This window comes from Proteus sp. NMG38-2 (genome assembly GCF_020640995.1).
GTDB lineage: Bacteria > Pseudomonadota > Gammaproteobacteria > Enterobacterales > Enterobacteriaceae > Proteus.
Genome location: NZ_CP085481.1, coordinates 826,575 through 849,881 on the forward strand (window position 1 = coordinate 826,575; position 23,307 = coordinate 849,881).

General features: G+C 36.3%; 21 protein-coding genes. 12 read left to right on the forward strand and 9 right to left on the reverse strand.

What is annotated here, in order from left to right; genetic code table 11:
- The first annotated feature begins 22 nt into the window (after positions 1 to 22).
- Positions 23 to 229: a YbdD/YjiX family protein gene (locus tag LG402_RS03855; RefSeq protein ID WP_004245057.1), complete on the forward strand. Its 207-nt coding sequence runs from the start codon at positions 23 to 25 to the stop codon at positions 227 to 229.
- A 22-nt stretch (positions 230 to 251) separates the two neighbouring features.
- Positions 252 to 1,232: a GTPase gene (gene yjiA, locus LG402_RS03860; protein WP_166539508.1), complete on the forward strand. Its 981-nt coding sequence runs from the start codon at positions 252 to 254 to the stop codon at positions 1,230 to 1,232.
- A gap of 186 nt (positions 1,233 to 1,418) precedes the next feature.
- Here the strand turns inward: yjiA and LG402_RS03865 are convergent, their stop codons facing one another.
- From LG402_RS03865 to pepT, 3 genes are all read right to left on the reverse strand, one after another.
- Positions 1,419 to 2,741 carry a serine dehydratase subunit alpha family protein gene (locus tag LG402_RS03865; protein WP_166539509.1) on the reverse strand — a complete coding sequence of 441 codons (1,323 nt, stop codon included), beginning with the start codon at positions 2,739 to 2,741 and terminating at the stop codon, positions 1,419 to 1,421.
- A 613-nt stretch (positions 2,742 to 3,354) separates the two neighbouring features.
- Complete coding sequence (gene dcuC / locus LG402_RS03870; protein WP_227336453.1) at positions 3,355 to 4,722, reverse strand: C4-dicarboxylate transporter DcuC; 1,368 nt, start codon at positions 4,720 to 4,722, stop codon at positions 3,355 to 3,357.
- The gene (pepT, locus tag LG402_RS03875; protein ID WP_109407957.1) at positions 4,719 to 5,972 is read right to left on the reverse strand and encodes a peptidase T; all 1,254 of its coding nucleotides are present in this window, start codon (positions 5,970 to 5,972) and stop codon (positions 4,719 to 4,721) included. Before pepT ends, dcuC begins: the two co-directional genes overlap by 4 nt.
- A 594-nt stretch (positions 5,973 to 6,566) precedes the next feature.
- On the opposite strand from pepT, the gene LG402_RS03880 reads away from it, so the two are divergent.
- Positions 6,567 to 7,448, forward strand: a complete 882-nt coding sequence (locus tag LG402_RS03880; protein ID WP_227336454.1) for a hypothetical protein — start codon at positions 6,567 to 6,569, stop codon at positions 7,446 to 7,448.
- Between the two features lie 57 nt (positions 7,449 to 7,505).
- Here LG402_RS03880 and LG402_RS03885 read toward each other — a convergent pair whose 3' ends face one another.
- Complete coding sequence (locus LG402_RS03885; protein ID WP_109407955.1) at positions 7,506 to 8,846, reverse strand: MATE family efflux transporter; 1,341 nt, start codon at positions 8,844 to 8,846, stop codon at positions 7,506 to 7,508.
- Between the two features lie 200 nt (positions 8,847 to 9,046).
- Here LG402_RS03885 and LG402_RS03890 point away from each other — a divergent pair, with 200 nt between their 5' ends.
- A complete protein-coding gene (locus LG402_RS03890; RefSeq protein ID WP_166539512.1) occupies positions 9,047 to 9,946 on the forward strand; it encodes a diaminopimelate dehydrogenase in 900 nt (299 codons plus the stop codon).
- A gap of 86 nt (positions 9,947 to 10,032) precedes the next feature.
- Here LG402_RS03890 and LG402_RS03895 read toward each other — a convergent pair whose 3' ends face one another.
- Together LG402_RS03895 and LG402_RS03900 are read right to left on the reverse strand one after the other, a co-directional pair.
- Entirely contained in the window at positions 10,033 to 10,860 is an 828-nt protein-coding gene (locus LG402_RS03895; protein ID WP_166539513.1) for a phosphoenolpyruvate hydrolase family protein, read from the reverse strand.
- A gap of 16 nt (positions 10,861 to 10,876) precedes the next feature.
- Positions 10,877 to 12,088, reverse strand: coding sequence for a Tm-1-like ATP-binding domain-containing protein (locus LG402_RS03900; protein ID WP_166539514.1), 1,212 nt, complete (start codon positions 12,086 to 12,088; stop codon positions 10,877 to 10,879).
- Positions 12,089 to 12,320: 232 nt separating this feature from the next.
- Here LG402_RS03900 and LG402_RS03905 point away from each other — a divergent pair, with 232 nt between their 5' ends.
- Positions 12,321 to 12,953, forward strand: a complete 633-nt coding sequence (locus LG402_RS03905; RefSeq protein WP_072069348.1) for a TetR/AcrR family transcriptional regulator — start codon at positions 12,321 to 12,323, stop codon at positions 12,951 to 12,953.
- 64 nt (positions 12,954 to 13,017) lie between these two features.
- Positions 13,018 to 13,650, forward strand: coding sequence for a transcriptional regulator (locus LG402_RS03910; protein ID WP_006535016.1), 633 nt, complete (start codon positions 13,018 to 13,020; stop codon positions 13,648 to 13,650).
- Positions 13,651 to 13,923: 273 nt separating this feature from the next.
- Here LG402_RS03910 and LG402_RS03915 read toward each other — a convergent pair whose 3' ends face one another.
- Positions 13,924 to 14,334, reverse strand: coding sequence for a GNAT family N-acetyltransferase (locus LG402_RS03915; RefSeq protein ID WP_109407951.1), 411 nt, complete (start codon positions 14,332 to 14,334; stop codon positions 13,924 to 13,926).
- Positions 14,335 to 14,445: 111 nt separating this feature from the next.
- On the opposite strand from LG402_RS03915, the gene LG402_RS03920 reads away from it, so the two are divergent.
- Positions 14,446 to 15,498 (forward strand): AbrB family transcriptional regulator, encoded by a 1,053-nt coding sequence (locus LG402_RS03920; protein WP_227336455.1) that lies wholly within the window; start codon positions 14,446 to 14,448, stop codon positions 15,496 to 15,498.
- A gap of 134 nt (positions 15,499 to 15,632) precedes the next feature.
- On the opposite strand, the gene LG402_RS03925 is transcribed toward LG402_RS03920, so the two are convergent.
- Entirely contained in the window at positions 15,633 to 15,983 is a 351-nt protein-coding gene (locus tag LG402_RS03925) for a YacC family pilotin-like protein (RefSeq protein ID WP_072070992.1), read from the reverse strand.
- Positions 15,984 to 16,196: 213 nt separating this feature from the next.
- On the opposite strand from LG402_RS03925, the gene cueO reads away from it, so the two are divergent.
- A complete protein-coding gene (gene cueO, locus LG402_RS03930) occupies positions 16,197 to 17,777 on the forward strand; it encodes a multicopper oxidase CueO (RefSeq protein WP_227336456.1) in 1,581 nt (526 codons plus the stop codon).
- A gap of 159 nt (positions 17,778 to 17,936) precedes the next feature.
- Positions 17,937 to 18,479, forward strand: a complete 543-nt coding sequence (gene hpt / locus LG402_RS03935; RefSeq protein ID WP_036932823.1) for a hypoxanthine phosphoribosyltransferase — start codon at positions 17,937 to 17,939, stop codon at positions 18,477 to 18,479.
- Positions 18,480 to 18,596: 117 nt separating this feature from the next.
- Here the strand turns inward: hpt and can are convergent, their stop codons facing one another.
- A complete protein-coding gene (can, locus tag LG402_RS03940) occupies positions 18,597 to 19,250 on the reverse strand; it encodes a carbonate dehydratase (RefSeq protein WP_072070989.1) in 654 nt (217 codons plus the stop codon).
- 848 nt (positions 19,251 to 20,098) lie between these two features.
- On the opposite strand from can, the gene LG402_RS03945 reads away from it, so the two are divergent.
- From LG402_RS03945 to LG402_RS03955, 3 genes are all read left to right on the forward strand, one after another.
- Positions 20,099 to 21,034 carry an ABC transporter ATP-binding protein gene (locus tag LG402_RS03945; RefSeq protein WP_109407948.1) on the forward strand — a complete coding sequence of 312 codons (936 nt, stop codon included), beginning with the start codon at positions 20,099 to 20,101 and terminating at the stop codon, positions 21,032 to 21,034.
- The gene (locus LG402_RS03950; RefSeq protein WP_109407947.1) at positions 21,031 to 21,801 is read left to right on the forward strand and encodes an ABC transporter permease; all 771 of its coding nucleotides are present in this window, start codon (positions 21,031 to 21,033) and stop codon (positions 21,799 to 21,801) included. The genes LG402_RS03945 and LG402_RS03950 overlap by 4 nt, the downstream gene beginning before the upstream one ends.
- A 186-nt stretch (positions 21,802 to 21,987) precedes the next feature.
- Positions 21,988 to 23,220 (forward strand): MFS transporter, encoded by a 1,233-nt coding sequence (locus LG402_RS03955; protein ID WP_072070986.1) that lies wholly within the window; start codon positions 21,988 to 21,990, stop codon positions 23,218 to 23,220.
- Positions 23,221 to 23,307 lie beyond the last annotated feature (87 nt).

Consider the following 23,307-nt stretch of genomic DNA (forward strand, 5'->3'; position numbering starts at 1 on the left):
GTACGGGGTTTAGGAGAAACTTATGTTTGGCAATTTAGGACAAGCTGGAAAATATCTAGGGCAAGCCGCTCGTATGCTGATAGGTATTCCCGATTATGATAACTATGTACAGCACATGAAAGATAACCATCCTGATAAGCCAGTTATGACCTATAACGAGTTTTTCCGTGAACGTCAGGAAGCCCGTTATGGTGGTGGTGATGGTAAAGGCGGTTTTCGCTGTTGCTAATAATCTGTAAAGGAGACACATAATGGAACCTATTGCAGTAACGATATTGACTGGTTTTTTAGGATCAGGAAAAACAACGCTTTTGCGTCATATGCTTAATGAAGAGCATGGTTATAAAATCGCTGTTATTGAAAATGAATTTGGTGAAGTGCCTATTGATGACGAAATTATTGGTGATAGAGCCACTCAAATTAAAACACTTACCAATGGTTGTATTTGTTGTAGCAAATCGAATGAATTAGAAGACACATTATTAGACTTATGTGACAGTCTTGATCGTGGTGAGATTGAGTTTGATAGGTTAGTTATTGAATGTACAGGCATGGCTGATCCCGGCCCTATTAGCCAAACATTTTTTTCTCATGAGGTGATCTGTCAACGCTATTTGTTAGATGGGATTATTACTCTTGTTGATAATATTCATGCTCAACAACAATTAGATCAATTTACTATTGCACAATCTCAAATTGGTTATGCTGATCGCATCTTATTAACAAAAACTGATGTTGCACCAGCATCACCCGAATTAATGGCTAGATTAAGACGCATTAATGCAAGAGCACCCGTTAATACCGTTATTCATGGACAAATTGATTTAGGTTTATTGTTTAATGTAAAAGGTTTTATGTTGAATGATAACCTTCAAGTAAAACAGCCTCTTTTCCGCTTTCAGCCAGAAAAACAAGATGATATCCATTCTATTGTACTGAAATTTGATTATCCCGTTGAGCTACAAAAAGTCTCCGATGTAATGGAAAAATTATTATTAAGCTTTGCTGATAATCTTTTACGTTATAAAGGGATATTAAATATTAAAGATCAACCTAATCGCTTGTTATTCCAAGGTGTGCAACGCCTCTATAGTGCTGATTGGGACAGAGCATGGCATGAAGATGAAATTCGCGAAAGCACATTGGTTTTTATTGGTATTCAATTACCAGAAGATGAGATAAGAGCTAGTTTTGATGCATTAATGCCAAGTACACAAGAAAATGCACATTAACCCAATACCCTGTAGTGAGTGTTAGAAAGTAGTACGAAGTAAGTAGTAGAAGTAACCGTAGTATAGCCGTAAATAGCAGTAACGAATATTGATAAGCTCCTGACTTGAGGAGGATCCTGTTCCTAGGATCTTATGTTTCACCCCATAATAATAACTATTATGGGGTGCTTTTTTTAATCACTGGAATTAGCCATTAGCAACGGCTTTATATTCCATAATCTCAATAATTTGAATATCGGTATGTTGCATTGCTCGGCTTGCTAACGCACATAAGTTTTCAATCGTTGAGTCAACATCATGTGCCACAATACCGTCATTACCTGTCACAAATGTATTATCAAGAGCCATTAATACAGCTTTATAAGCGGCACTTGCACCGGTTGAAACTTTCATAGCGCAGCTATTTGAAGCACCATCACAAATTACACCACTAATATCACCAATCATGCTACTAATCGCCATTGCCATGGATTCATAGCGTTCATCCATTAGCCATGCAATTGCACCTGCAGCGCCCATTGATGCTGTTGTGGCTGCACATAATGCAGATAATGCGGGGAATTTATGGTGAATATAGATAGCCAGTAAATGGGAAAGCATTAATGCTCTTGCCATTTTCTCTTCGTCAACTTGTAAATATTCAGCAACGACCACAACCGGCATTGTTGCAGCAATACCTTGATTGCCTGAGCCTGAGTTACTCATGGCGGGCAAGACTGCACCGCCCATACGAGCATCAGATGCAGCAGATGTACGGATCATGATCTCTGATAATAGATCTTTTGCTAATAGGCCTCGTTGTTGCTGGCGTTGTAAAGTTTGTCCAATATGTAAACCATAACTATTGTTCAAACCTTCTTTTGATAGCGCATCATTTAAATGTGCTGATTCAAGAATAAAAGAAATTTCTTCTACGGGTACCTGAGTAACAAATTGATAAATTTCTTGGGTATTTGTTTGGGTTAGTGTTTCTTTTATTTCGCAAGGCGATGCTGATTGTTCTGCACTATCACAAGTGTTATCAAGAACAACATCACCATTATGAATGATTTTAACGATATTGGTGTGATTGCCTGCAATAATGACAGTTGCACTGTTTTCACCATCTTCAATAGTGACTTCACTATAAAGAACTTCTTGGCACGCTTTTTTAATAGAAACATTAACAATACCAGAAGCTAGCAGCGCTTTGCTTTGTTTTACATGTTCTGGTGTGGCATTTTTTAATACTTCTAAACCCGCTTTACTATCACCGCCAACAGCCCCTAAGCTAGCAGCAATAGATAGCCCCACCATTCCAGTTCCTGGTACGGTAACGCCCATACCATTTTTCATTAAGTTCGGGGAAACTTCAGCGCTAATGCGAGTGATAGCGTGTTGAAGATAACTTGCTGCGGTAGCAGCCGCTAATGCAAGTGAGATAGGCTCTGTACAACCTAAAGCAGGTTTAACTTGTTGTTTTACTGCCGCTATCAATATTTTCCAACGAGAAGATAATTGTTCTTTCATTGCATGCACCCAATAAACAGTATGAAAATTCAATAGGTTATTCTATTTTTATTCTCTTCATCATACTGAATTTATGAGAGAAAGTTTTTTCTGAATTTACTAACATTGAATAAAATTTGAGAAAATATTACCTTCTTTGTCTTTAGTGTTGGTAATTTTTTCTACTTTAGAGAAAAACACATAAATTCACTTTGTCATTGTATTAATTTACATGAAAAAAAAGAGTCAGTTGCTCATTGGTTTAAAATGAACCAATGAAATAATAAGTGAATTAAATAAATTAATTTTATAAATATAAAATTAAATAAAAAAGCAATAGAATGAATACACGATCCTATTGCTAGTATAACTATCATACTTAAAGTGGGCTAACTCTGAATAGTTAAAATAAAGAGTAATGAATAGTAATTAAATATCACACTATTATTTTAACAATGAAAATAGTAGGCTCTTTATTTTTTGGAGTATAAAAATAACTTTCTGTTATTTTGTTAATTTTTTATGTTTATATTAATTGTTGTTTTTTTGAATATAAATTCAGATTATTGAGAAAATATAATGTTTATTATTTGAAAATAACCTGAAGTAAGAAATATTACTTCAGGTATATTTATTAATAATAGAAGATAGCAATAATAGCACTATGGAATACAAAGCCGACCATCAGCGGGATCGCCGTCCTTTTTACAACATCAAACGGTTGCAATTTAGCACCACTAGATACTGCAATAATAACTCCTGCGACAGGAGACATACCTCGTCCCATATGTGACGCTTGTTGCATTGGTAAAATCATCGCAATTGGGTTGACACCCATGCTATGTGCAATTTGTGGAATAAGTTCAACGAATGCAAGGAAGGGAGCATTACCTGAACCCATAATAATTGCAGCAGCTAATGTCACGACTGCGAAGACCAATGCCATAGCAAATGGCGGCAAGCCCACAGATTCCGCCATCACAATCAGGCTATCTATTGCACCACTAACTTTAATACCATGAGCAAAGACACCTGCGGCGACTAATAACCCTACAACGTTACTAAATGCAGAGCCCATCCCCTTTAAGAAATGCTGGAAGCCCGCACACACTGATTTAAAATCACGTAAGCGTAATGTTTCAATTAGCATACAAATTGCCATTGAAATCAATACAATAGTGACCACGTCAAGGTGAATTCCTTCAACAAATAGGCTTGATGAACCTACTGCCATAATAATCGGTAACATTGGTAGTAAGGCATAAAAGCCGGGTACGTTTTTATCACTCTTTGCTTCTTCAGACATTTTGCCTAATTGAGGAACAAATCCGGCTCTACGGTCACAATGGCGTTGCCAGAAGATATGTGTAATACCAACAGCTAGCACGGTTGCAATTGCCGCAGGCCCTTGGTAATAAAGCACGTATTCAACAACACCTAAGTCAACCGCTTTTGCACCTCGAATAGCGTCAATAGCCGTTGGGGTGTAAGCGACACCTAATGAAGTTGCAATTACACCCGCGGCCGATGCTGGAGATAAACCAAGTCCTATCATAATCGGGAACATCGTACCCATTAATAGAACAGCCAATCCCGTTGCTGAAGGAATAGCAAGTTGCAAAATACTTGCGAGTAGAAAAGAGAAAAATAGCAACACATAAGGCGAGCGCATATTTTTCAATGGGCGAGTTGCAACTCGTACAACGGCCTCATTGGCACCAATATGATCCATATAATGCGCAAATCCCATCAGTGCCATGATCATTAAACCAAGGTCAGCGGCACGACTACTAAAGAGATCACGCATGACTTCAAAGGGATCTAACCAGCCAATACCTGTTGTTTTGACATTTTTAGGAAGAATATCTCCCCAACCAAACATCATGGTTAGCGCCATTAAGGCTAGACCAGCGACTAACAAAACAGGTTCTGCTTTATATCCTTTCAAGATCATCCTAGCGACAATAACAACGACGACTAAGACCGCAAGAATTTGGATCATGCTTTAGCTCCAGGTGCAAAGCGTTCTGCAGTGATCTTCACGACAGACTTTAAGACATCACTGGCAGCATAAAGGGATTTAACAGGCAGATATTCATAAATAGAATGAAAATTATGAGCACCAGTAAAGATATTTGGACAAGGTAAGCCATTTTGAGAAAGGGCTGCACCATCATAACCACCACGCATTGGAATTGGGCGAGGGGTAATGCCATTAGCTTCATAAGCGGCAACCGCAATATCGATAGGGTAGCGATTATCACCTTGTAGGCTATTAAAGACGTTGGCATAACGGTCAGCGAGTTTACAAGTAACAGAGCCTTCGCCCCATAAACCTTCACAATAATCTGAAAGTTGTTTTAAAAATGCCATACGGTGGGCATAACCTTTTTCGGTGAAATCACGTACATCCATTTTTAATACGGTACGTGCACTATTTCCGGCTAATTGTTTTACCCAATAATAACCTTCACGGCCTTCAGTATATTCAGGTGCTTCACCACCCGGTAACATAGCAACAAATTTATGTGCCATTAACAGCGAATTCTTTAATTTACCTTTCGCAGACATTGGATGGGCAGAAGCACCAGTAAAGGTAATTTCCACATCCCCGGCATTCCAGTTTTCATACACTAACTCGCCAATACCACAGCAATCTAAAGTATAAGCAAAATCAGCACCAAATTCTTTAGTATCAAAGACTTTTGCACCACGTAAACCTTGCTCTTCATCCGGCACAAAACCAATTTTCACTGTACCGTGTTTAACTTCAGGATGTTGTTTAAAGTATTGCAACATATCCATAATTGAAGCAATTGCGGCTTTGTCATCAGCGCCTAATAAACTGGTGCCATCCGTCACGATAATATCGTCACCAATATAGTTTTCTAATTCTGGGAATTCACTTTGACGTAGATAAATATCAAGCTCTTTGTTTAAGCAAAGATCACCACCTTTATAAGGTAAGATTTGCGCTTTGGTATCATTAGTTTGCTCAGCACTGGTATCTAAATGACCAAAGAAAGCAACAGTAGGCACTTCATAATCAAGGTTGGAAGGTAGTGTTGCGGTAACAATCGCAGTATCGCGGATCTTAATATCCTCAACACCTAAAGCCTTGAGTTCTTCAACTAATTGTAATGCTAGGACTCGCTGACCTTCTGAAGAAGGCATAATGCCCGCAGCGCCATTTTCCCTATTTGTGGTGGTGTTAACTTTTGTATAAGAAATAAACCGTTCAACGAGATTCATGACAAGACTCCATTGTGTTTTTAATTGTATTATTTGTACTAATACTTACTTATTTCATTTATTAGAAAAGACTAACACCTACTTGTATCATAAAAAAAACAATAGGGAATTAGAGAAAAATAATTATTTTTGCAAGAAAAGTTTAATGTTGATTAATATTTAATTTTTGGTTTTTTCTTTATTAAAAAAATTAGTGTTTTTTGTGGGTGAGGTTATTTTTACTTACCTTTTTGAGATGGTTTTCTGTGATCGCAATCATAAAAAAGATATATTAAAAATAATATTTTTTAAGAGGGTAAATAAACTCATTACTTATTTTAATGATTTGATGTCTATAATAATTATATTTTATTAATTGTTTTTTACGGTTTTAATAAAAGTTAAATTTAAAAAAGGATACCGATTCTTAACAAAGAATGACGATAAACTATTGTTTTAAACTTATGGAATAATTAAAAGTACATAGAGCTATATAAAAATATTGGTTCTTATCTATTGATGATAATAATTAAATTTATAAATGGTAGATAAATGATAGTAGATAAAATGATAAATTATAGAATATGATCATGTTAAATAAATAGGATAATAATGATGTGTCCTGCAAATATAAGCACTCAATTACAAAGAGTTTCTTCTGTTTTATCAACTAGTTCAGTGGATACAGATATCTATATGGAATATAATCCAATCTTATTAATAAGAAACTCAGAAAATAATTTTATCAGCCATACAAATTCAGAAAATAGAGAAGAATCTGTTTATATGGAAATGGAAGGCAAAATTAATTCTTTGGAAAAAGACATTGATGATATTTATTCAGACCATGATTATGAGGAGATTGATAGTTTAGATTCGGACTATGTCACTTTTGATGAATATTATAGTTCTTCTAAGATAAATAATGAGAGTAATGATATAGAAAATAATAAAATAATGACATTATTTGAGTATCAATATAAAATCAGTAATAAAGATAATTTGTCAACAAAAGAAATAATAATTAATGAATTAATTATGGATGAGATAACAGGACGTGAGAAAATAACAAATGATGTTATGCATAAAGGATTAGGTCATATAAATGAAAGTAAAACTAATAGATATTTGTCTTTAGTTAAATTATTAAATAAAACTAATTCTCCAAAAATAAAAGAGCTTATTAATAAAGAGATTAATGCATTAAAAAATGAGTTTAAAATTGATTTTTTTAAAATAAAAACAAAAATAGTAATAAAATTATCAGAATTAATTGAACATCCTAATTTTAAAAATAGACTTTTGTTAGAAATAAATAAAATTACATTGAATGAATTAATCAGTAAAGAAAGTATGGATGACTATTATTTAACGACTCTTTTTTCTAAATTAGCAAAAGAATATAATAAGAGAATTAATTTATCTAAAATTAATGATATGTCAAACTCTATAATTAGTTTGGTGTTAGCACAATATGATAAAGAAGGGATTATTTGACTTTTAGCAAAATATCGATTTAACAGCCTGATAGTAATATTATCAGGCCGTTAAATATTATATATCCAAACGCTTAGCTTGCCATCTACGAGAGCGCCAACGCCATGCATTAGTTAATCCGCGTAACCACTCATCACAAAGAAAGCCAATCCAGATACCAATTAGACCCATTTCCATCTTAATACCGAGGAAATAACCCACAGGAATAGCGACACCCCACATAAAGCAAATTGCTGTCATAAGAGGAAATTTAGCATCGCCTGCGGCACGTAAGGCATTTACCATTACGATATTAAAAGTACGACCTGGCTCTAAAAAGACAGACAAAATAAACAGTGGGATCAATTGGTCGATAATGCGCTGGTCTTCTGTAATGGAATACAAAATAGGATCGCGCATAAACCAATAAATAATAACTACCCCAATTGTGAATATCACACCGGTTTTTAAACTTTTCCAACCACGATTAAAGGCATCATCAAAGCGTTTAGCGCCAACTAAATGTCCCACAAGAATTTCATTACCAATACTAATTGCAATACCAAAGAGCATTAAAAATAATGACAATTGGAAATAAAGTGTTTGTGCTGCAAGAGGGACTTCACCCATTAAACCAATAAAGGCAGATGCAGTCATGTAATGTAAGATCCAAACTAGATTTTCACCAGCAGCTGGTAAACCAATATGTAGGATTTTCCCTAACATATTTTTAGACCAGATAAAGAGTTGTCTTGCTTGAAATTTAATGCGTAAGCCGTAGAACAACAACCCACATAATAAAATAACGGCAATAATACGACCAACAACAGTAGACCAAGCAACACCGACTAATCCGTATTGTGGTAAACCAAAGAAGCCATAAAGTACGATCATATTACCAATAACGGTAACAATGTTAGCGATCAATGTGACATACATGGCAGCTTTTGATTTGCCATAAACTCTTAAACATGCAGCAAGAATAATTGAAATTGCCTCAGGAATAAGACAAATACCAATAATATGCAAGTAATTATAACCATCTTGAACCAAGTGAGATGGTGTATTCATTAAATTAAGAATGTTGTAGCCAAAAAAGAGAATAATTACCGCACTACTTATCCCCAGTAATGAGTTAAATGCAATGGAGATATGGATCGCCTGACTGGCTTTTTCTTTTTTACCTGCACCTAAATATTGGGCAATAACGACGCTACATCCCACACTAATAAAACTAAAAATGGTGATGAAAAGATCAAAAACTTGGTTACCGACGCCCATCGCGGCTAAGTAAGCGGTGGAAACGTGGCTTACCATGTAAGTATTAATTAATAGTGTGGCTAGATGTAGGAAAATATCTATAAATATTGGCCAACTAAGAGAAAAAAGCGAGCGATCCGCTACATCAGACTGATGCATTGAAAACCTTCTTAAAAACAGAGTGAAATCGATTTATTAAAATAAACGTGTCGGAAGATGGGGGATTCTACAAGGTTTATTTATAAGGTAATAGCGCAAATAATGTTTATCTGGCAAAAAAGATATTTATATGGTTTATTCATTGATAACTAATCACTATTATCATTAAGAGATGATTAACGTTAAAGTCAGGGGAATTAATGAATACTAAAATAAAAGTGGCTATTGTAGGCTATGGCAATATTGGTCGATTTGCATTAGAAGCGGTTCAAGCTGCTCAAGATTTTGAATTAATAGGGGTTGTTCGCCGTGATATAAACAACATTCCAGAAGAACTGCAAAATATTACCGTAACTAACGATATTAAAACATTAGGTAATGTTGATGTTGCTCTCTTATGTTCACCAACTCGTGCAATTAAAGAGTTAGCCAAATCTATTTTAAGCTTAGGCATTAATACAGTAGATAGTTTTGATGTTCACAGTGAAATTGTGTCATTAAAAACAGAATTAGATGAAGTCGCTAAAAAACATGATCGTGTTGCTGTTATTTCAGCGGGTTGGGATCCCGGTTCTGATTCTATTGTGCGTACATTAATGTTAGCCATGGCACCAAAAGGCATTACTTATACTAATTTTGGGCCAGGTATGAGTATGGGGCACAGTGTTGCGGCTAAAAGCATTGATGGCGTTAAAGATGCACTTTCAATGACCATTCCACTAGGTACGGGTGTTCACCGTCGTATGGTTTATGTCGAATTAGAAGCAGGGGCTAATTTTAATCAAGTAGAGCAAGCTATTAAAGCAGATAGCTATTTCTCTTCGGATGAAACCCATGTGAAGCAAGTCGATTGTGTTGATAGCTTAAAAGATGTTGGGCATGGCGTTCATATGACCCATAAAGGTGTTTCGGGTAAAACCCATAATCAATTATTTGAATATTCAATGCGTATTAACAATCCTGCATTGACGTCTCAATTTATGGTTTCAGCGGCAAGAGCCAGTATGAAACAACGTGCAGGTGCTTATACCGTTATTGAAATTCCACCTGTTGATTTTTTAGCGGGTGATCTAAATACATTAATTGCCAAATTAGTCTAATTTGAATTAGGGCTCTTTGTATAAAATATTGCCCACATAACGTGGGCAATATGGATTAACGCTTAGGCAAACTTGATGATTTTGAATTAGCGTTTAATACTTTTAAATTCTTTTGTTGTTGCGGTTAATGCCACTTCTGTTGGTAAACGTTCCATAGAACTTGCACCATAGAAGCCATGACAATCAGGACAATTATCTAAGATATATTGTGCATCTTCAGGTGTTGCAATCGGACCACCATGACAAAGCACAATAACATCTGCACGTACTGCTTTCGCTGCTTTTGCCCAGTCATTAATTAAAGGAACACAGTCCGCTAATGTTAATGCTGTTTCAGCACCAATATTACCGCCAGTTGTTAATCCCATATGTGGCACAATAATATCTGCACCAGCTTCAGTCATTGCAATCGCATCTTCACGGCTAAAGACATAAGGTGTGGTTAATAAACCTTTTTCATGCGCTTTGCGGATCATATCCACTTCAAGCCCATAACCCATACCTGTTTCTTCTAAATTAGCGCGGAAATTACCATCAATTAAGCCAACAGTTGGGAAATTTTGTACGCCAGCAAAACCTGTTGCTTTTACTTCATCTAAGAATTTATCGAAGTTACAGAAAGGATCAGTGCCGTTAACGCCAGCTAGTACAGGTGTCTGTTTAACAACAGGTAATACTTCTTTTGCCATATCCATAACGATTTCATTAGCATTACCATAAGCTAACAAACCCGCTAAAGATCCTCGACCAGCCATACGGTAACGACCTGAATTATAAATAACAATAAGGTCGATACCACCCGCTTCTTCACATTTAGCGGACAGGCCAGTACCTGCACCACCACCAATAATCGGTTCATGGCGTGCAATCATTTCGTTGAATTTTTTTAGTAACATTTCACGTGAATGAGTCATTCTTCTTTCTCCGTGGTTAACAAATAAGTTCCTGGTGTAAATCATAAATTTGCTGAGCAAACTCAGCGGAGTTTATGTGATAAGGACTGATGACTAACTGACGAGTCTCTGTCTCTTTAAATGTTGTTATAAATGCATCGAAGAAAGCTTGGTTTGCTTGAGGATCCCAGAAAGGGCCTTCTTCAATGTCTAGAGCTGAAAAACCGCCCTGTGGTAATACAAACCGCAATGGGCCTTCACACTGATTGAGTTTCTCAGCGATCCAGATACCTAATTGACGATTTTCCTCTGGTGTTGTGCGCATTAAGGTGACTTGCGCATTGTGATGATAAAATTGACGCCCTTTATATTTCTCAGGAACACTAGAAGGGCGACCAAAGTTCACCATATCTAATGCGCCACAAGAACCTATATAAGGGGTTTTGGTACGGGCGATTGCACCAAAACGGTCTTCATCACAAGCAAGTACACCGTCAAACAAGTAATCACATACTTCTGTTGTTGTAAGATCTAACACACTATGAAGTAGGTGACTGTCTACCAGTTTTTCCATGGCTTTGCCGCCACTTCCTGTTGCATGAAAAACAAGGCAGTCATAATTATTTTCAAGTTTTTGTGTGAGTTGTTGTACACAAGGGGTGGTTACACCAAACATGGTCAGTGCTACCGCAGGCTTATCGACAACATGCTCTTCTTGGTAAAAATAAACAGCACCAGCGATTTGATTCGCTGCATTTTTTAAAACTTTACGAGAAATACGATTTAAGCCTGATACATCTGTAACGGAATACATCATTGAGATATCACTTGCACCGATATAGCCTGAGATATCGCCAGACGCCATCGTTGATACCATCAATTTAGGTACACCAATTGGCAGAGATTGCATTGCTGGTGTAATCAGTGCCGTCCCCCCTGAGCCGCCTAGTCCAAGAATGGCTAAGACATCATCACAGTGAGTTAAATAGTGTTCAAAAGCGACTGACATCGCTTCTATTGCTTTCCCTCTATCACCACAGAAAACAGCCTCTTGGCCATTTGGATGAAAACGAGCAACTTCGGTTGCTGTGACATCCGCTTCTCGTGCGAGTGTCGTGGGTTTGGTTGTCAAGTCAACGGTCTTAACAGGAAGGCCTGCTTTTTTAATTAAATCACTGACATAAAAAATCTCAGCACTTTTAGTATCAAGCGTTGTGGCAATATAAATAGAACCAGCATACTGTTTCATAAGCCTTCCCATACCTTTTATAATTATCGACGGATAGATTATAATCATAATGAGACTTGAGTTTCATTTATCATAGCACTATTTTGAGACTCCTGTCTCATTATTTTTATTTTTTGCACATTAAAGGTCGATAAGGTGTAATTAATCACCTAAAGTAAACGTTAAGTGTTGTGAGTATTTAGCTTAAGATAAGCCCAGACATACAAAGTGTAGGAATAACGAAGGATTTTCTATGAGTTACAGTGATGAAACGGATGCCATGTCCGGTACACGAAAAAGAACCTATCAATTATTGGTAACAACAGCGTTGGGGCTTTTTGAGCAAGGAATGTTACCGACAGTGTCAGAATTAGCTGCACATGCAGGTGTTTCGAGGGCAACCGCATATCGTTATTTTCCCACACAAAGTGATTTAATTAGTGCCACGGTTGATGCAAGTTTAGCGCCGATCATTGCATGGACACCAACTCCCGAAGATAATACGCAACAACGCATTACTGAATTGCTCAATCTTGCCTATCCACAAATGTTTAAACATGAAGGTGCACTGCGTGGTGCTTTGCAAGTTTCATTACAGCAATGGGCAAAAGAGAGACAATCAAGTGAATATGCAGAAAAACGATTTATTCGTGGTCACCGTAAAGAGATTTTACTCAAAGTTATTGAACCTTTAAAAGCACACTATCCTCAAGAAATGTGGGATAAGGTGATTAAATCGTTCTCTTTAATTTATGGGTCAGAAGTCTTTTTGGTAATGAAAGATATCTGGAAAATGGATGATCAACAGGTCATTGATATGACTCAATGGATGGCAAAAGCTATTCTAAATCAGGCAAAATCTGATTATCCTGCAGATAACGATTAATTATTTGAATAAATCGGTTAAAATTGTATAAATCATTTACGTTTTAGCTATTGCAGGGATCGTTATGTCACACAAAACAGAAGACCAAGAGTGGCTGGTAGAACAACTACAATTTATTGCACAAGGCATTGGTAAAACATTATCGCCTTTCTGTGAGGTTGTACTTCATGATCTAACTGATAGTGAAAATACCATTATGGTCATTGAAAATAACCTATCAGGTAGAAAAGTTGGGGATAGAGCAACAGAATTGGGAATGGCACGTATTGAATCGTCTGACTTCCCACAAATTGTGGCTAATTACCCAAATCAATTTCCTGATGGTAGAACCGCAAAAAGTACGTCTATCGGCATTAAAGATAAACAAGGAAATTATGTTGCGGCATTATGTTTAAATATTGATATTTCAATGATCAAAGGATTGCAAATGGTACTTAACCAATTTGCAACCCTTGAAGAAGGTAATGACATTATTGAAACCTTTAGCTCAGTGACAGAAGATTCGCTGAAAAAACGTATTGACGAATTTTCGGCAACTTATTCTGTTACACCAAGAGCATTAAAACCACATCAGCGACGTGAATTACTACTATGTTTACAGGATGAAGGTTATCTTTCACTGCGTAAGGCAATGGAAATTACTGCACAATACCTTGGTGTTTCAAGAGCGACTGTGTATAACGATCTAAAAGAGTAGTCATTGGATAACGACAGTTAAATTGTCTTTAAAGGCTAACCCTTTTAAAGATTGCCAATAAATAAATAAAATAAAAAAGATATCATTTAATGATATCTTTTTTATTTCCTTTTTTTACATTTAAGAATCTCTTTTCTTAAAAGAAGTTAATTGATTTCTATTGTATGCATTTTAAATTAACGAATAACGTTAAGAAAGTTGAGTTCAGTAATAATGTAAATAAAAAAAACTAAATGCACTAAAATTGGATTAATAAAGATTAAGTTTAAAATATTATAAATCTTTCCTTAAATAATATTTCTTATCGCTAATTGGATAATTTTCTAGAGTGCCAAATATTTCAAATCCCTGCTTTTGATAAAAAGGAAGGGCTTGAAAGCTGAATGTATCGACTTCTGCATATTTAGCCCCTTTCTCTTTGGCTGCATTTTCCATTGCATGGAGTAATTCGGTACCAATATTTTTTCCACGATGGGCTTTATCTACCCATAAATAGCGAATACGTAACCAATTTCCCAAAATATCACCGGTGATCCCACCTATTTTTTTATCATTATCTTCTTTAAAGACAGCAAGAGGTGTGTATTGATCCATATGAATATAGTGAAGGTTATGCGTTAATAAACCTTCATAAATTTCATTGATCTCATCATGCGTAGGATGAGTGGTGATTTTTAACGACATAATTTGCTCTTAATATTAAGAATAGTAATAATTACATTACCACTATTTGGTTATTAAATATTTATATAAATGCTAGGATAAACCATAATTAAAAAAGCTGAGTAATACAACATGTCGTTTTTAAAAACTCTACCAGGTATTTTGTTCTGTGCTTTAATTGGTGGCGCTCTCACTCTCTCCGGCTTACCCATGGCTTTGATGTTTGGGCCAATTATCGTTGTTATTATTGCTTATCGTTTTAAATGGGAACTTGCGGTTCCTAAGCATACATTAACATTTATTCAGCTTGCTTTAGGAACATCGGTTGGTTTGATGTTTAATCAAGTTCATTTAGGAAGTGCTGATAATTTAATTATTCTTTTACTGACTCTTGTTGTTTGTTTAGCTATTCAGTTTTTTGTGAGTTATTTTTGGTTCCACCGCCATATTGGTTGGACGAAAGAAGAGTCGATGTTAGGTGCTGTGCCTGGCGCTATGGCTGCTATTTTGGCATTGACTGATCACACTAAAACACCACCACAAAAAATTGTTATTTCTCATACCATTCGTTTAATGGTGTTGATTATTCTGGCAGGTTTTATTGTAGGATCTGATAAAGCCAATATGCCTGAGTTTGCTATACCCGAAATGACATTGGTTTCATTATTGTGGTTATTATTGATTGTGGCTTTAGGGTTAGGTACTGGGCTTTTATTACAGAAAATCCGATTTCCGGCACCCTTTATGTTGACTTCATTAGGTAGTGCAATACTTATTCAATCTTTTGTCAGTGAACCTATTGCCTTTCCAATGTTACTTAATGAATTGAGTATGGTTCTAATTGGCATGAATATCGGGGCACATTTTGTTGTTTTTCCATTTTCCTCACTAATTAAAAACGCATTTTCTTCTGTTCAAGTGGTTATTATTAATGTGATTTTAACGGTAATGGTGGCATATGGGGCTGCTTATCTAACGGGAGTTCCTTGGGCAACATTAGTATTGGCATGGGCTCCGGGAAGTATGGAAGCCATGACTTTTGCCGCTATCACAATGAACGTGGATGCCGCATTTGTGATGTCGAATCATATTTTTAGAATGTTGATTATTCAAAGTATTCCTTCAGTGGCTCTGTATTGGAATGAATATAGGCAGAAGAAAAACAATCAGCACAAAGAGGAATAAAGAGTAGGAGAAGAAAGTCAGTTTCTTTTCTTTGATAACCTCTATTTAGTTGCTTTATATGGTCCTTGTTAATAAGCAATCTATTCCAAGAGGCTATCTTTTTCTATTTATCTTAATGTTACTCAGTAGGTATATTAATAATTTAATAAACTTAATGACTTATTCGCGAGTAGCTGACATTTCTTATTATGTGACACTTCAATACCTTTTAAATCATTGTAACTGTCTTCATTTAATTGGCTCATCGGTAATGTTGAATAATTACTAACATCCCATTGTTGCGAGCGAGAAAAGACCATCAAGGCTCTTTCAATTTTAGATTTTGATATTTGCTCATAACCACAATCTTTATTCAAAAAAAGGTAGATAGCGGTTAAATCTGCCAAGTCTTCTGCTTGCGTGTAGGTTAACGCTTTTGCACCCGAAGAAAAGAGCATAGAAAAAGAAAGCGTTAGCGTGCAGAACAAGGCGAACATTTTTTTCATTAGGTGTGCTGTTCCTTTATGTGATGATTTAGCAAGTTTTGTTATTTGGCTTAATGTAGTTAAAAGTTTTGCAAAGACCCACTATTTTGTTGGGTTTTAAATTGACCTTCCAGTAAGGGGAAACTTTAGCATCGGTAATAGTTTACAAGGCTTCTTTACTCATCTTATTTCGATAAAGACAGAATAACTTGTTTTTATTCAAAGGAATATATTATGCAACGTCGTGAATTTTTAAAATTAGGCGCCACATTAAGTGCTGTAACATTATTACCAAGCTGGAGTCGTTTTGCGTTTGCCCAAAGTAACATGCCTTCATTGGCGATTCCACCTCAAATTACCCCAGACGCTCAACAAAAGATTGTTCTTAATATTCAACAAGGTGTTTCTCAATTTATTCCCACGGCAAGCACAACCACATGGGGTTATAACGGTAGTTTATTAGGCCCTGCACTAAAGCTTAAACGTGGCCAACCCGTCACTATTAATATCAATAACCAACTGCCTGAAGCTACAACGGTTCACTGGCATGGTCTTGAGATTAGTGGTGAAGAAGATGGTGGCCCACAAGCCATGATTGAGCCAGGAAAATCTCGCACAGTGACTTTTACACCAAACCAAGCTGAGTCAACGTGTTGGTTCCATCCTCATACTCATGGAGTTACCGGACAACAAGTTGCTATGGGATTAGGTGGATTGGTCATTATTGAAGATGATGAAACCGCAAACCGTAAATTGCCTAATCGTTGGGGTATTGATGACTTGCCCGTGATTTTACAAGACAAACGTTTAGACAGTAATGGACAGATAGATTATCAACTTGATGTAATGAGTGCCGCAATAGGTTGGTTTGGTGACATGATGTTAACTAACGGTGCTATTCAACCACAACATATTGTGCCAAAAGGCTGGATCAGATTACGCTTCTTAAATGGTTGTAATGCACGAAGTTTAAACCTTGCCACCAGTGATGGCAGACCAATGTATGTTATTGCTAGCGATGGAGGGTTGTTAGCAGAACCTGTGAAAGTGACTGAATTGCCAATTTTAATGGGGGAGCGCTTTGAAGTTTTAGTGGATACATCTGATGGGCGTGATTTTGATATTGTTACTTTACCCGTACGCCAAATGGGAATGGTTTTAGCGCCATTTGATAATGTGCTCCCTGTGTTACGTTTATTACCATCAGCAGAAAAAGGACAAGGCTTATTACCTGAGCAATTAGCGCTTATTCCTGCATTACCAACACTCAGCAATCTTTCAACGCGAACATTACATTTACGTATGGATATGCGTTTAGATATGCAAGGTATGATGCTATTAACAGAACGTTATGGTGATAAAGCATTAGCGGGTATTCATCATGGGATGAGTCATATGCGCCAAGGTAACGGTAATGGCATGATGGGGGGTGGGATGAATTGCGGTCATGGAAATGGTGATTTAGATATCTATAATGCTAATAGTATCAATGGTATTCCATTTTCAATGACAGAACCTGCATTTGATGTGAAGCAAGGTGTTTATGAAAAATGGGTTGTATCAGGTCGTGGCGATATGATGCTACATCCATTCCATGTACACGGTACACAGTTCCGTATTCTATCTGAAAACGGTCGAGTACCAGAGAAACATCGCCAAGGTTGGAAGGATATCGTGAAAGTTGAAGGACAGTTTAGTGAAATTCTTGTGAAATTCGACCATTTAGCGACAAAAGAGCACCCATTTATGGCGCACTGCCATTTATTAGAGCATGAAGATACAGGCATGATGGCGGGATTTACCGTTAGTAAATAATCTATCACTATAAAAATCATTAATATCAGTAAGATAAATTGATAAAGGGCACAGGATTAATATTTTGTGCCTTTATTTTCATTAAATCAGATCATCGCATGATGAGGGAAGTTCTGGTACAATCGTTTGCTTTCCCCGTTAACCCAATCGAAATTAATCATGAAACATATTGTTGATGTCATGATCTCTGAAGAAGAGATCAAACAGCGTATTGCTGAGCTAGGTCGTGAAATCACAGAACATTACCGCCCACGCCAAGGTCAACATGATCTTGTCTTAATCGGCTTGTTAAAAGGTTCTTTTATTTTTATGGCAGATTTATGCCGTGAAATTGACGTGAACCATGAAGTCGATTTTATGACTGTATCAAGTTACGGTAATGGTATGACGTCAACACGTGACGTTAAAATCATTAAAGATCTCGATGAAGATATCCGTGGTAAAGATGTTCTGATCGTTGAAGATATCATTGACTCAGGTAATACCTTAAATCGCGTTAAAGAGATTTTAAGCTTACGTGAGCCAGCTTCTATTTCTATCTGTACTTTATTGGATAAGCCATCACGCCGCGAAGTGGATGTCCCCGTTGAGTGGATTGGCTATTCCATTGAAGATAAATTCGTTATTGGTTACGGTATTGATTACGCACAGCGTTATCGCCATCTGCCTTATATTGGGCATGTAACGTTATTAGATGAGTAATTTATTTACTTAATATAGAAGTAAAAAAACCCGCTTTAGGCGGGTTTTCTATATACCAAAAAGCCCTAATATTATTTTAAATATTAGGGCTTAAAATGATTTTCTATGATGAATAAATTAACGTGGATGACTCAATTTTGCCATCGCTTGGCGATAAGAAAGCTCAAGTTTCTCACGGCTATCTGAGGTAACATCGAGATCGTGTAATTCACCATTATTTAAACCGTAAACCCAACCGTGGATCATCACTTTTTGCCCACGTTTCCATGCTGCTTGCATAATAGTTGAGTGGCCTAGGTTATATACTTGTTCAATAACGTTTAGCTCACAAAGTAGGTTTAATCTATCATGAGGAGCAAGTTCGCCTAACATTGAACTGTGTTTGTACCAAATATCGCGAATATGCAATAACCAGTTATTAATAAGTCCTAATTCAGTTCCTTCAATAGCCGCTTCAATACCACCACAACCATAGTGGCCACACACAATAATATGTTCAACTTGCAATACATCAACGGCATACTGAATAACAGAAAGACAGTTTAAGTCGGTGTGGATCACTAAGTTCGCTACATTACGGTGAACAAATAGGTCGCCAGGTGCAGCATTGATCAATTTTTCTGCTGGAACGCGGCTGTCAGAGCAACCAATCCATAAAAAATGGGGTTTTTGGCCTTTACAGAGATCTTTAAAAAACTGAGGATTTTCTTCAGTAACAGATTCTGACCATTGCTTGTTATTGGCTAACAGCTCTTCAATTTTTCTCATCATGACGTGACTGCCTGTAAATTCGGTTTCTCACCATTTGCGCTGACAGTACGCCAACACGAAATAGCACTGTGTTATTGTTGGATGCGAGAGATCCACTAAGAAAGGGTATTTTTATACCATTACTTTTGAATTAATCAGAGGGCTTTTTAAAGCCAAGTGACAGATAATTGTCTGTATTTTTTCGCTTTCAAATAAGATAGATCTTTTTATAGCATTTGTTTAATGAATTTATCAATACATTCTTTGATGTAAATCAAATGTGTAAAAAGATAACTGATTGTTAAGACTACCATTGTACTATTCAGAAATAGATTTATTAAAATATATTATAAATAAATCTTATGTATGTGTTTTTTTGCTTTTTAATACAAGTCAATGCGGGGATGATAAAAATCAATAGTCAGCATTGATTGAGATAATAAATGACGAGATAATATCAATCAGTAAGATTGAGGAACAAGGGCAATAATTTTATTGCTATCAGTTAGGCTAAATGATTGCATCAAGGGATGAATTGATTAATACATTAGGAATATAAGCAAGAAATAACAGTATATCGCATCTTCATCTCTGATTTTTTCTTACATCAAGTTTTATTCTTATTATCTGTAATAGTTAAAATAAATTTATTTATTCATTTGTGTCATGAGACCTAAAACGGTTTATTTACGACCTTATTTTCTCTAGAATATCCTTATTCCATTTTGATCCTATTGAACTAAGCTTATTTTCTAATTCGAGGCGTGTGAGCAATACGTAGCGTTAGTAAGGCTTAGTTGAATAGCTATTTTCTGATTTCAGCTCAGTCAATGCTGAATAATGCAGTTGATAAAAGGTAATTCCCACTTATGACGTATGCATTGGAGTTAACGGAGTTAACGAAAACTTATCACAATGGCGTAAAAGCGCTAAAAGGAATTAATCTCACCGTGGAAGCGGGAGATTTTTATGCTTTATTAGGCCCTAATGGTGCAGGAAAATCGACCACTATTGGTATTATCAGCTCTTTAGTTAATAAGAGTAGTGGCAAAGTTAAAGTCTTTGGCTATGACACAGATACCGATATGGTTAATGCCAAGCGCCAACTAGGATTAGTGCCACAAGAATTCAATTTCAACCCTTTTGAAACCGTATTACAAATTGTCCTCAATCAAGCTGGTTATTATGGTGTTCCTCGTAAGTTAGCTTTAGAACGTGCTGAAACTTATTTAACTCAGTTAGATTTATGGGAAAAACGTGATGATAGAGCCCGTTTTTTATCTGGGGGAATGAAGCGCCGTCTAATGATTGCTCGTGCATTAATGCATCAGCCGAAATTACTTATTCTTGATGAACCAACAGCTGGTGTTGATATTGAATTACGTCGCTCAATGTGGACGTTTTTAAAGCAATTAAACGCCGAAGGCACCACCATTATTTTAACGACACACTATTTAGAAGAAGCAGAAATGTTGTGTAGGAATATTGGTATTATTCAGCGTGGCGAATTGGTCGAAAATACCAGTATGAAAGGCTTATTAAGTAAACTAGAGTCTGAAACCTTTATTTTAGATTTAGCACCAAAAAGTCCATTACCTGAATTACAGAATTATCAATATCGTTTAATGGATACTTCAACATTAGAAGTCGATGTTAAAAGAGAACAAGGTTTAAATAGTGTTTTTGCCCAGCTTAATACACAAGGTATTCAAGTGTTAAGTATGAGAAATAAAGCCAATCGCCTTGAAGAATTATTTGTTCATTTAGTTAATGAAGAGCATACAGTAGAAGGAGAGAGGGAATGATTCAGCTGTATTGGGTAGCCCTCAAAACAATTTGGATTAAAGAAGTTACCCGTTTTGGTCGTATTTGGGTACAAACATTAATTCCACCTGTAATAACTATGTCTCTCTATTTCGTTATTTTCGGTAACCTAATTGGTAAACGAATTGGCGATATGGGCGGTGTTGATTATATGCAGTTTATTGTTCCTGGCCTGATTATGATGGCAGTAATAACAAACTCTTATGCTAATGTTTCTTCTTCATTTTTTGGTGCCAAGTTTCAGCGTAGTATCGAAGAGTTATTAGTTTCACCTGTGCCAACACATGTTGTTATTGCCGGTTTTGTTGGTGGTGGTGTGGCTCGAGGTGTTTGTGTCGGTATCTTAGTGACTTTAGTTTCGCTGTTCTTTGTGCCTTTAGAAATGCATTCTTGGACAATGGTCGTGGTGACATTACTGATGACTTCCATTGTGTTTTCACTTGCAGGGTTGTTAAATGCAATTTTTGCGAAAACTTTTGATGATATCAGCATTATTCCAACGTTTGTTTTAACGCCATTAACCTATTTAGGTGGTGTGTTTTATTCACTTTCACTTTTACCTGAATTTTGGCAAGGCGTATCCAAGCTTAACCCAATCGTTTATATGATTAGTGGCTTCCGCTACGGTTTTCTGGGTATTACGGATGTCTCTTTAACCGTAACGATTAGTGTCTTGTGTCTTTTCATCGCCGTGTTTTATGTTATTGCATGGTACTTGATTGAAAAAGGCAGAGGTTTAAGAAGCTAATCAAAAAAGTAAAATAGAAAGTTATAAAAGTTGAAATCGGTATCTTATTTAGAGATACCGATTTTTTTTAACTGTTTTTTTAGCATGAATGTTAATTTTTCTTTAAATTGACGCTTTGCTATTAACAAAATGATTTTTCTTGTTTAGTATACTAAACACTTTGATAGGGGATAGAAAGGAAATGTAATGACAACGGCAAGCCAAACAGGCAAAGCGCCTGAGGCAATCTCTCGTAACAAGCTTTTATGTATCGCTGGTATGGGCTGGACTTTTGATGCAATGGATGTCGGGCTACTTGCTTTTTTGCTCACCGCATTAAAAGAAGATTGGGGATTAACTGCATCACAATTAGGCTGGATTGGTAGTGTAAACTCAATTGGAATGGCTGTTGGTGCTTTTGTATTTGGCATTATTGCAGATAGAAAAGGACGTAAACCCGTCTTTATCTTTACTTTGCTGCTGTTTAGTTTAGGCTGCGGATTAACTGCATTAGCAAGTTCTTTGATGGTGGTTCTTGTTTTACGTTTCTTTATTGGAATGGGATTAGGTGGCGAATTACCTGTTGCTTCAACACTTGTCAGTGAAAGTGTTGAAACTCATGAGCGAGGCCGAATTGTTGTTTTATTAGAGAGTTTTTGGGCTGTCGGTTGGTTAATTGCAGCTTTGATTGCTTATTTTATTATTCCTGATTATGGCTGGCGTATGGCTATGTTATTAAGTGCATTACCTGCAGTATATGCTCTTTATTTACGTTCAAAATTACCTGAACCAACGCCATCTCATATTTCACAGAAAAAAACACGTTTATCTATTCGCCAATCAATGGCATTAATTTGGTCACCTCAATATCGTCGTTCAACGCTAATGTTGTGGATCTTATGGTTCTGTGTCGTTTTCTCTTATTACGGCATTTTTTTATGGCTACCAAGTGTGGCGATGTTAAAAGGTTTTAGTTTAATAAAAAGCTTTCAATATGTGCTTATTATGACATTAGCACAACTACCTGGTTATTTTACCGCAGCGTGGTTAATTGAGCGTTATGGGCGAAAATTTGTGTTAGTTACTTATTTAGCAGGAACCGCCATTAGTGCCTATTATTTTAGTGTGGCTGATACCACGACAACGCTACTTATTTTTGGCATGTTACTGTCATTCTTTAATTTAGGGGCTTGGGGCGCTTTATATGCTTATACGCCAGAACAATACCCAGATGGAATACGAGCAACAGGTGCAGGAACAGCAACAGCAATAGGGCGTATTGGTGGAATATTGGGACCTTTAATGGTGGGATATTTAGTCCAATATCAATTTGAAATAAGCTCCATATTTCTTATTTTCAGTTTTTCAATTGTTATTGGGATATTGGCAGTGATGTTATTGGGGAAAGAGACAAAGAATAAACCGCTTAACTCAATTTAATCATACTTTATGTGACTAAAAATACAGAAATCCCCTTACTTGTAATATGATAGCGATTAAGAATTTTATGAAGCAAGGGGATAAAAG

Bases quoted from the DNA above. Each gene is read 5' to 3' on its own strand.
- LG402_RS03855 (WP_004245057.1), top strand. From the start codon at position 23: ATGTTTGGCAATTTAGGACAAGCTGGAAAATATCTAGGGCAAGCCGCT.
- yjiA (WP_166539508.1), top strand. From the start codon at position 252: ATGGAACCTATTGCAGTAACGATATTGACTGGTTTTTTAGGATCAGGA.
- LG402_RS03865 (WP_166539509.1), bottom strand. From the start codon at position 2,741: ATGAAAGAACAATTATCTTCTCGTTGGAAAATATTGATAGCGGCAGTA.
- dcuC (WP_227336453.1), bottom strand. From the start codon at position 4,722: ATGATCCAAATTCTTGCGGTCTTAGTCGTCGTTGTTATTGTCGCTAGG.
- pepT (WP_109407957.1), bottom strand. From the start codon at position 5,972: ATGAATCTCGTTGAACGGTTTATTTCTTATACAAAAGTTAACACCACC.
- LG402_RS03880 (WP_227336454.1), top strand. From the start codon at position 6,567: ATGTGTCCTGCAAATATAAGCACTCAATTACAAAGAGTTTCTTCTGTT.
- LG402_RS03885 (WP_109407955.1), bottom strand. From the start codon at position 8,846: ATGCATCAGTCTGATGTAGCGGATCGCTCGCTTTTTTCTCTTAGTTGG.
- LG402_RS03890 (WP_166539512.1), top strand. From the start codon at position 9,047: ATGAATACTAAAATAAAAGTGGCTATTGTAGGCTATGGCAATATTGGT.
- LG402_RS03895 (WP_166539513.1), bottom strand. From the start codon at position 10,860: ATGACTCATTCACGTGAAATGTTACTAAAAAAATTCAACGAAATGATT.
- LG402_RS03900 (WP_166539514.1), bottom strand. From the start codon at position 12,088: ATGAAACAGTATGCTGGTTCTATTTATATTGCCACAACGCTTGATACT.
- LG402_RS03905 (WP_072069348.1), top strand. From the start codon at position 12,321: ATGAGTTACAGTGATGAAACGGATGCCATGTCCGGTACACGAAAAAGA.
- LG402_RS03910 (WP_006535016.1), top strand. From the start codon at position 13,018: ATGTCACACAAAACAGAAGACCAAGAGTGGCTGGTAGAACAACTACAA.
- LG402_RS03915 (WP_109407951.1), bottom strand. From the start codon at position 14,334: ATGTCGTTAAAAATCACCACTCATCCTACGCATGATGAGATCAATGAA.
- LG402_RS03920 (WP_227336455.1), top strand. From the start codon at position 14,446: ATGTCGTTTTTAAAAACTCTACCAGGTATTTTGTTCTGTGCTTTAATT.
- LG402_RS03925 (WP_072070992.1), bottom strand. From the start codon at position 15,983: ATGAAAAAAATGTTCGCCTTGTTCTGCACGCTAACGCTTTCTTTTTCT.
- cueO (WP_227336456.1), top strand. From the start codon at position 16,197: ATGCAACGTCGTGAATTTTTAAAATTAGGCGCCACATTAAGTGCTGTA.
- hpt (WP_036932823.1), top strand. From the start codon at position 17,937: ATGAAACATATTGTTGATGTCATGATCTCTGAAGAAGAGATCAAACAG.
- can (WP_072070989.1), bottom strand. From the start codon at position 19,250: ATGATGAGAAAAATTGAAGAGCTGTTAGCCAATAACAAGCAATGGTCA.
- LG402_RS03945 (WP_109407948.1), top strand. From the start codon at position 20,099: ATGACGTATGCATTGGAGTTAACGGAGTTAACGAAAACTTATCACAAT.
- LG402_RS03950 (WP_109407947.1), top strand. From the start codon at position 21,031: ATGATTCAGCTGTATTGGGTAGCCCTCAAAACAATTTGGATTAAAGAA.
- LG402_RS03955 (WP_072070986.1), top strand. From the start codon at position 21,988: ATGACAACGGCAAGCCAAACAGGCAAAGCGCCTGAGGCAATCTCTCGT.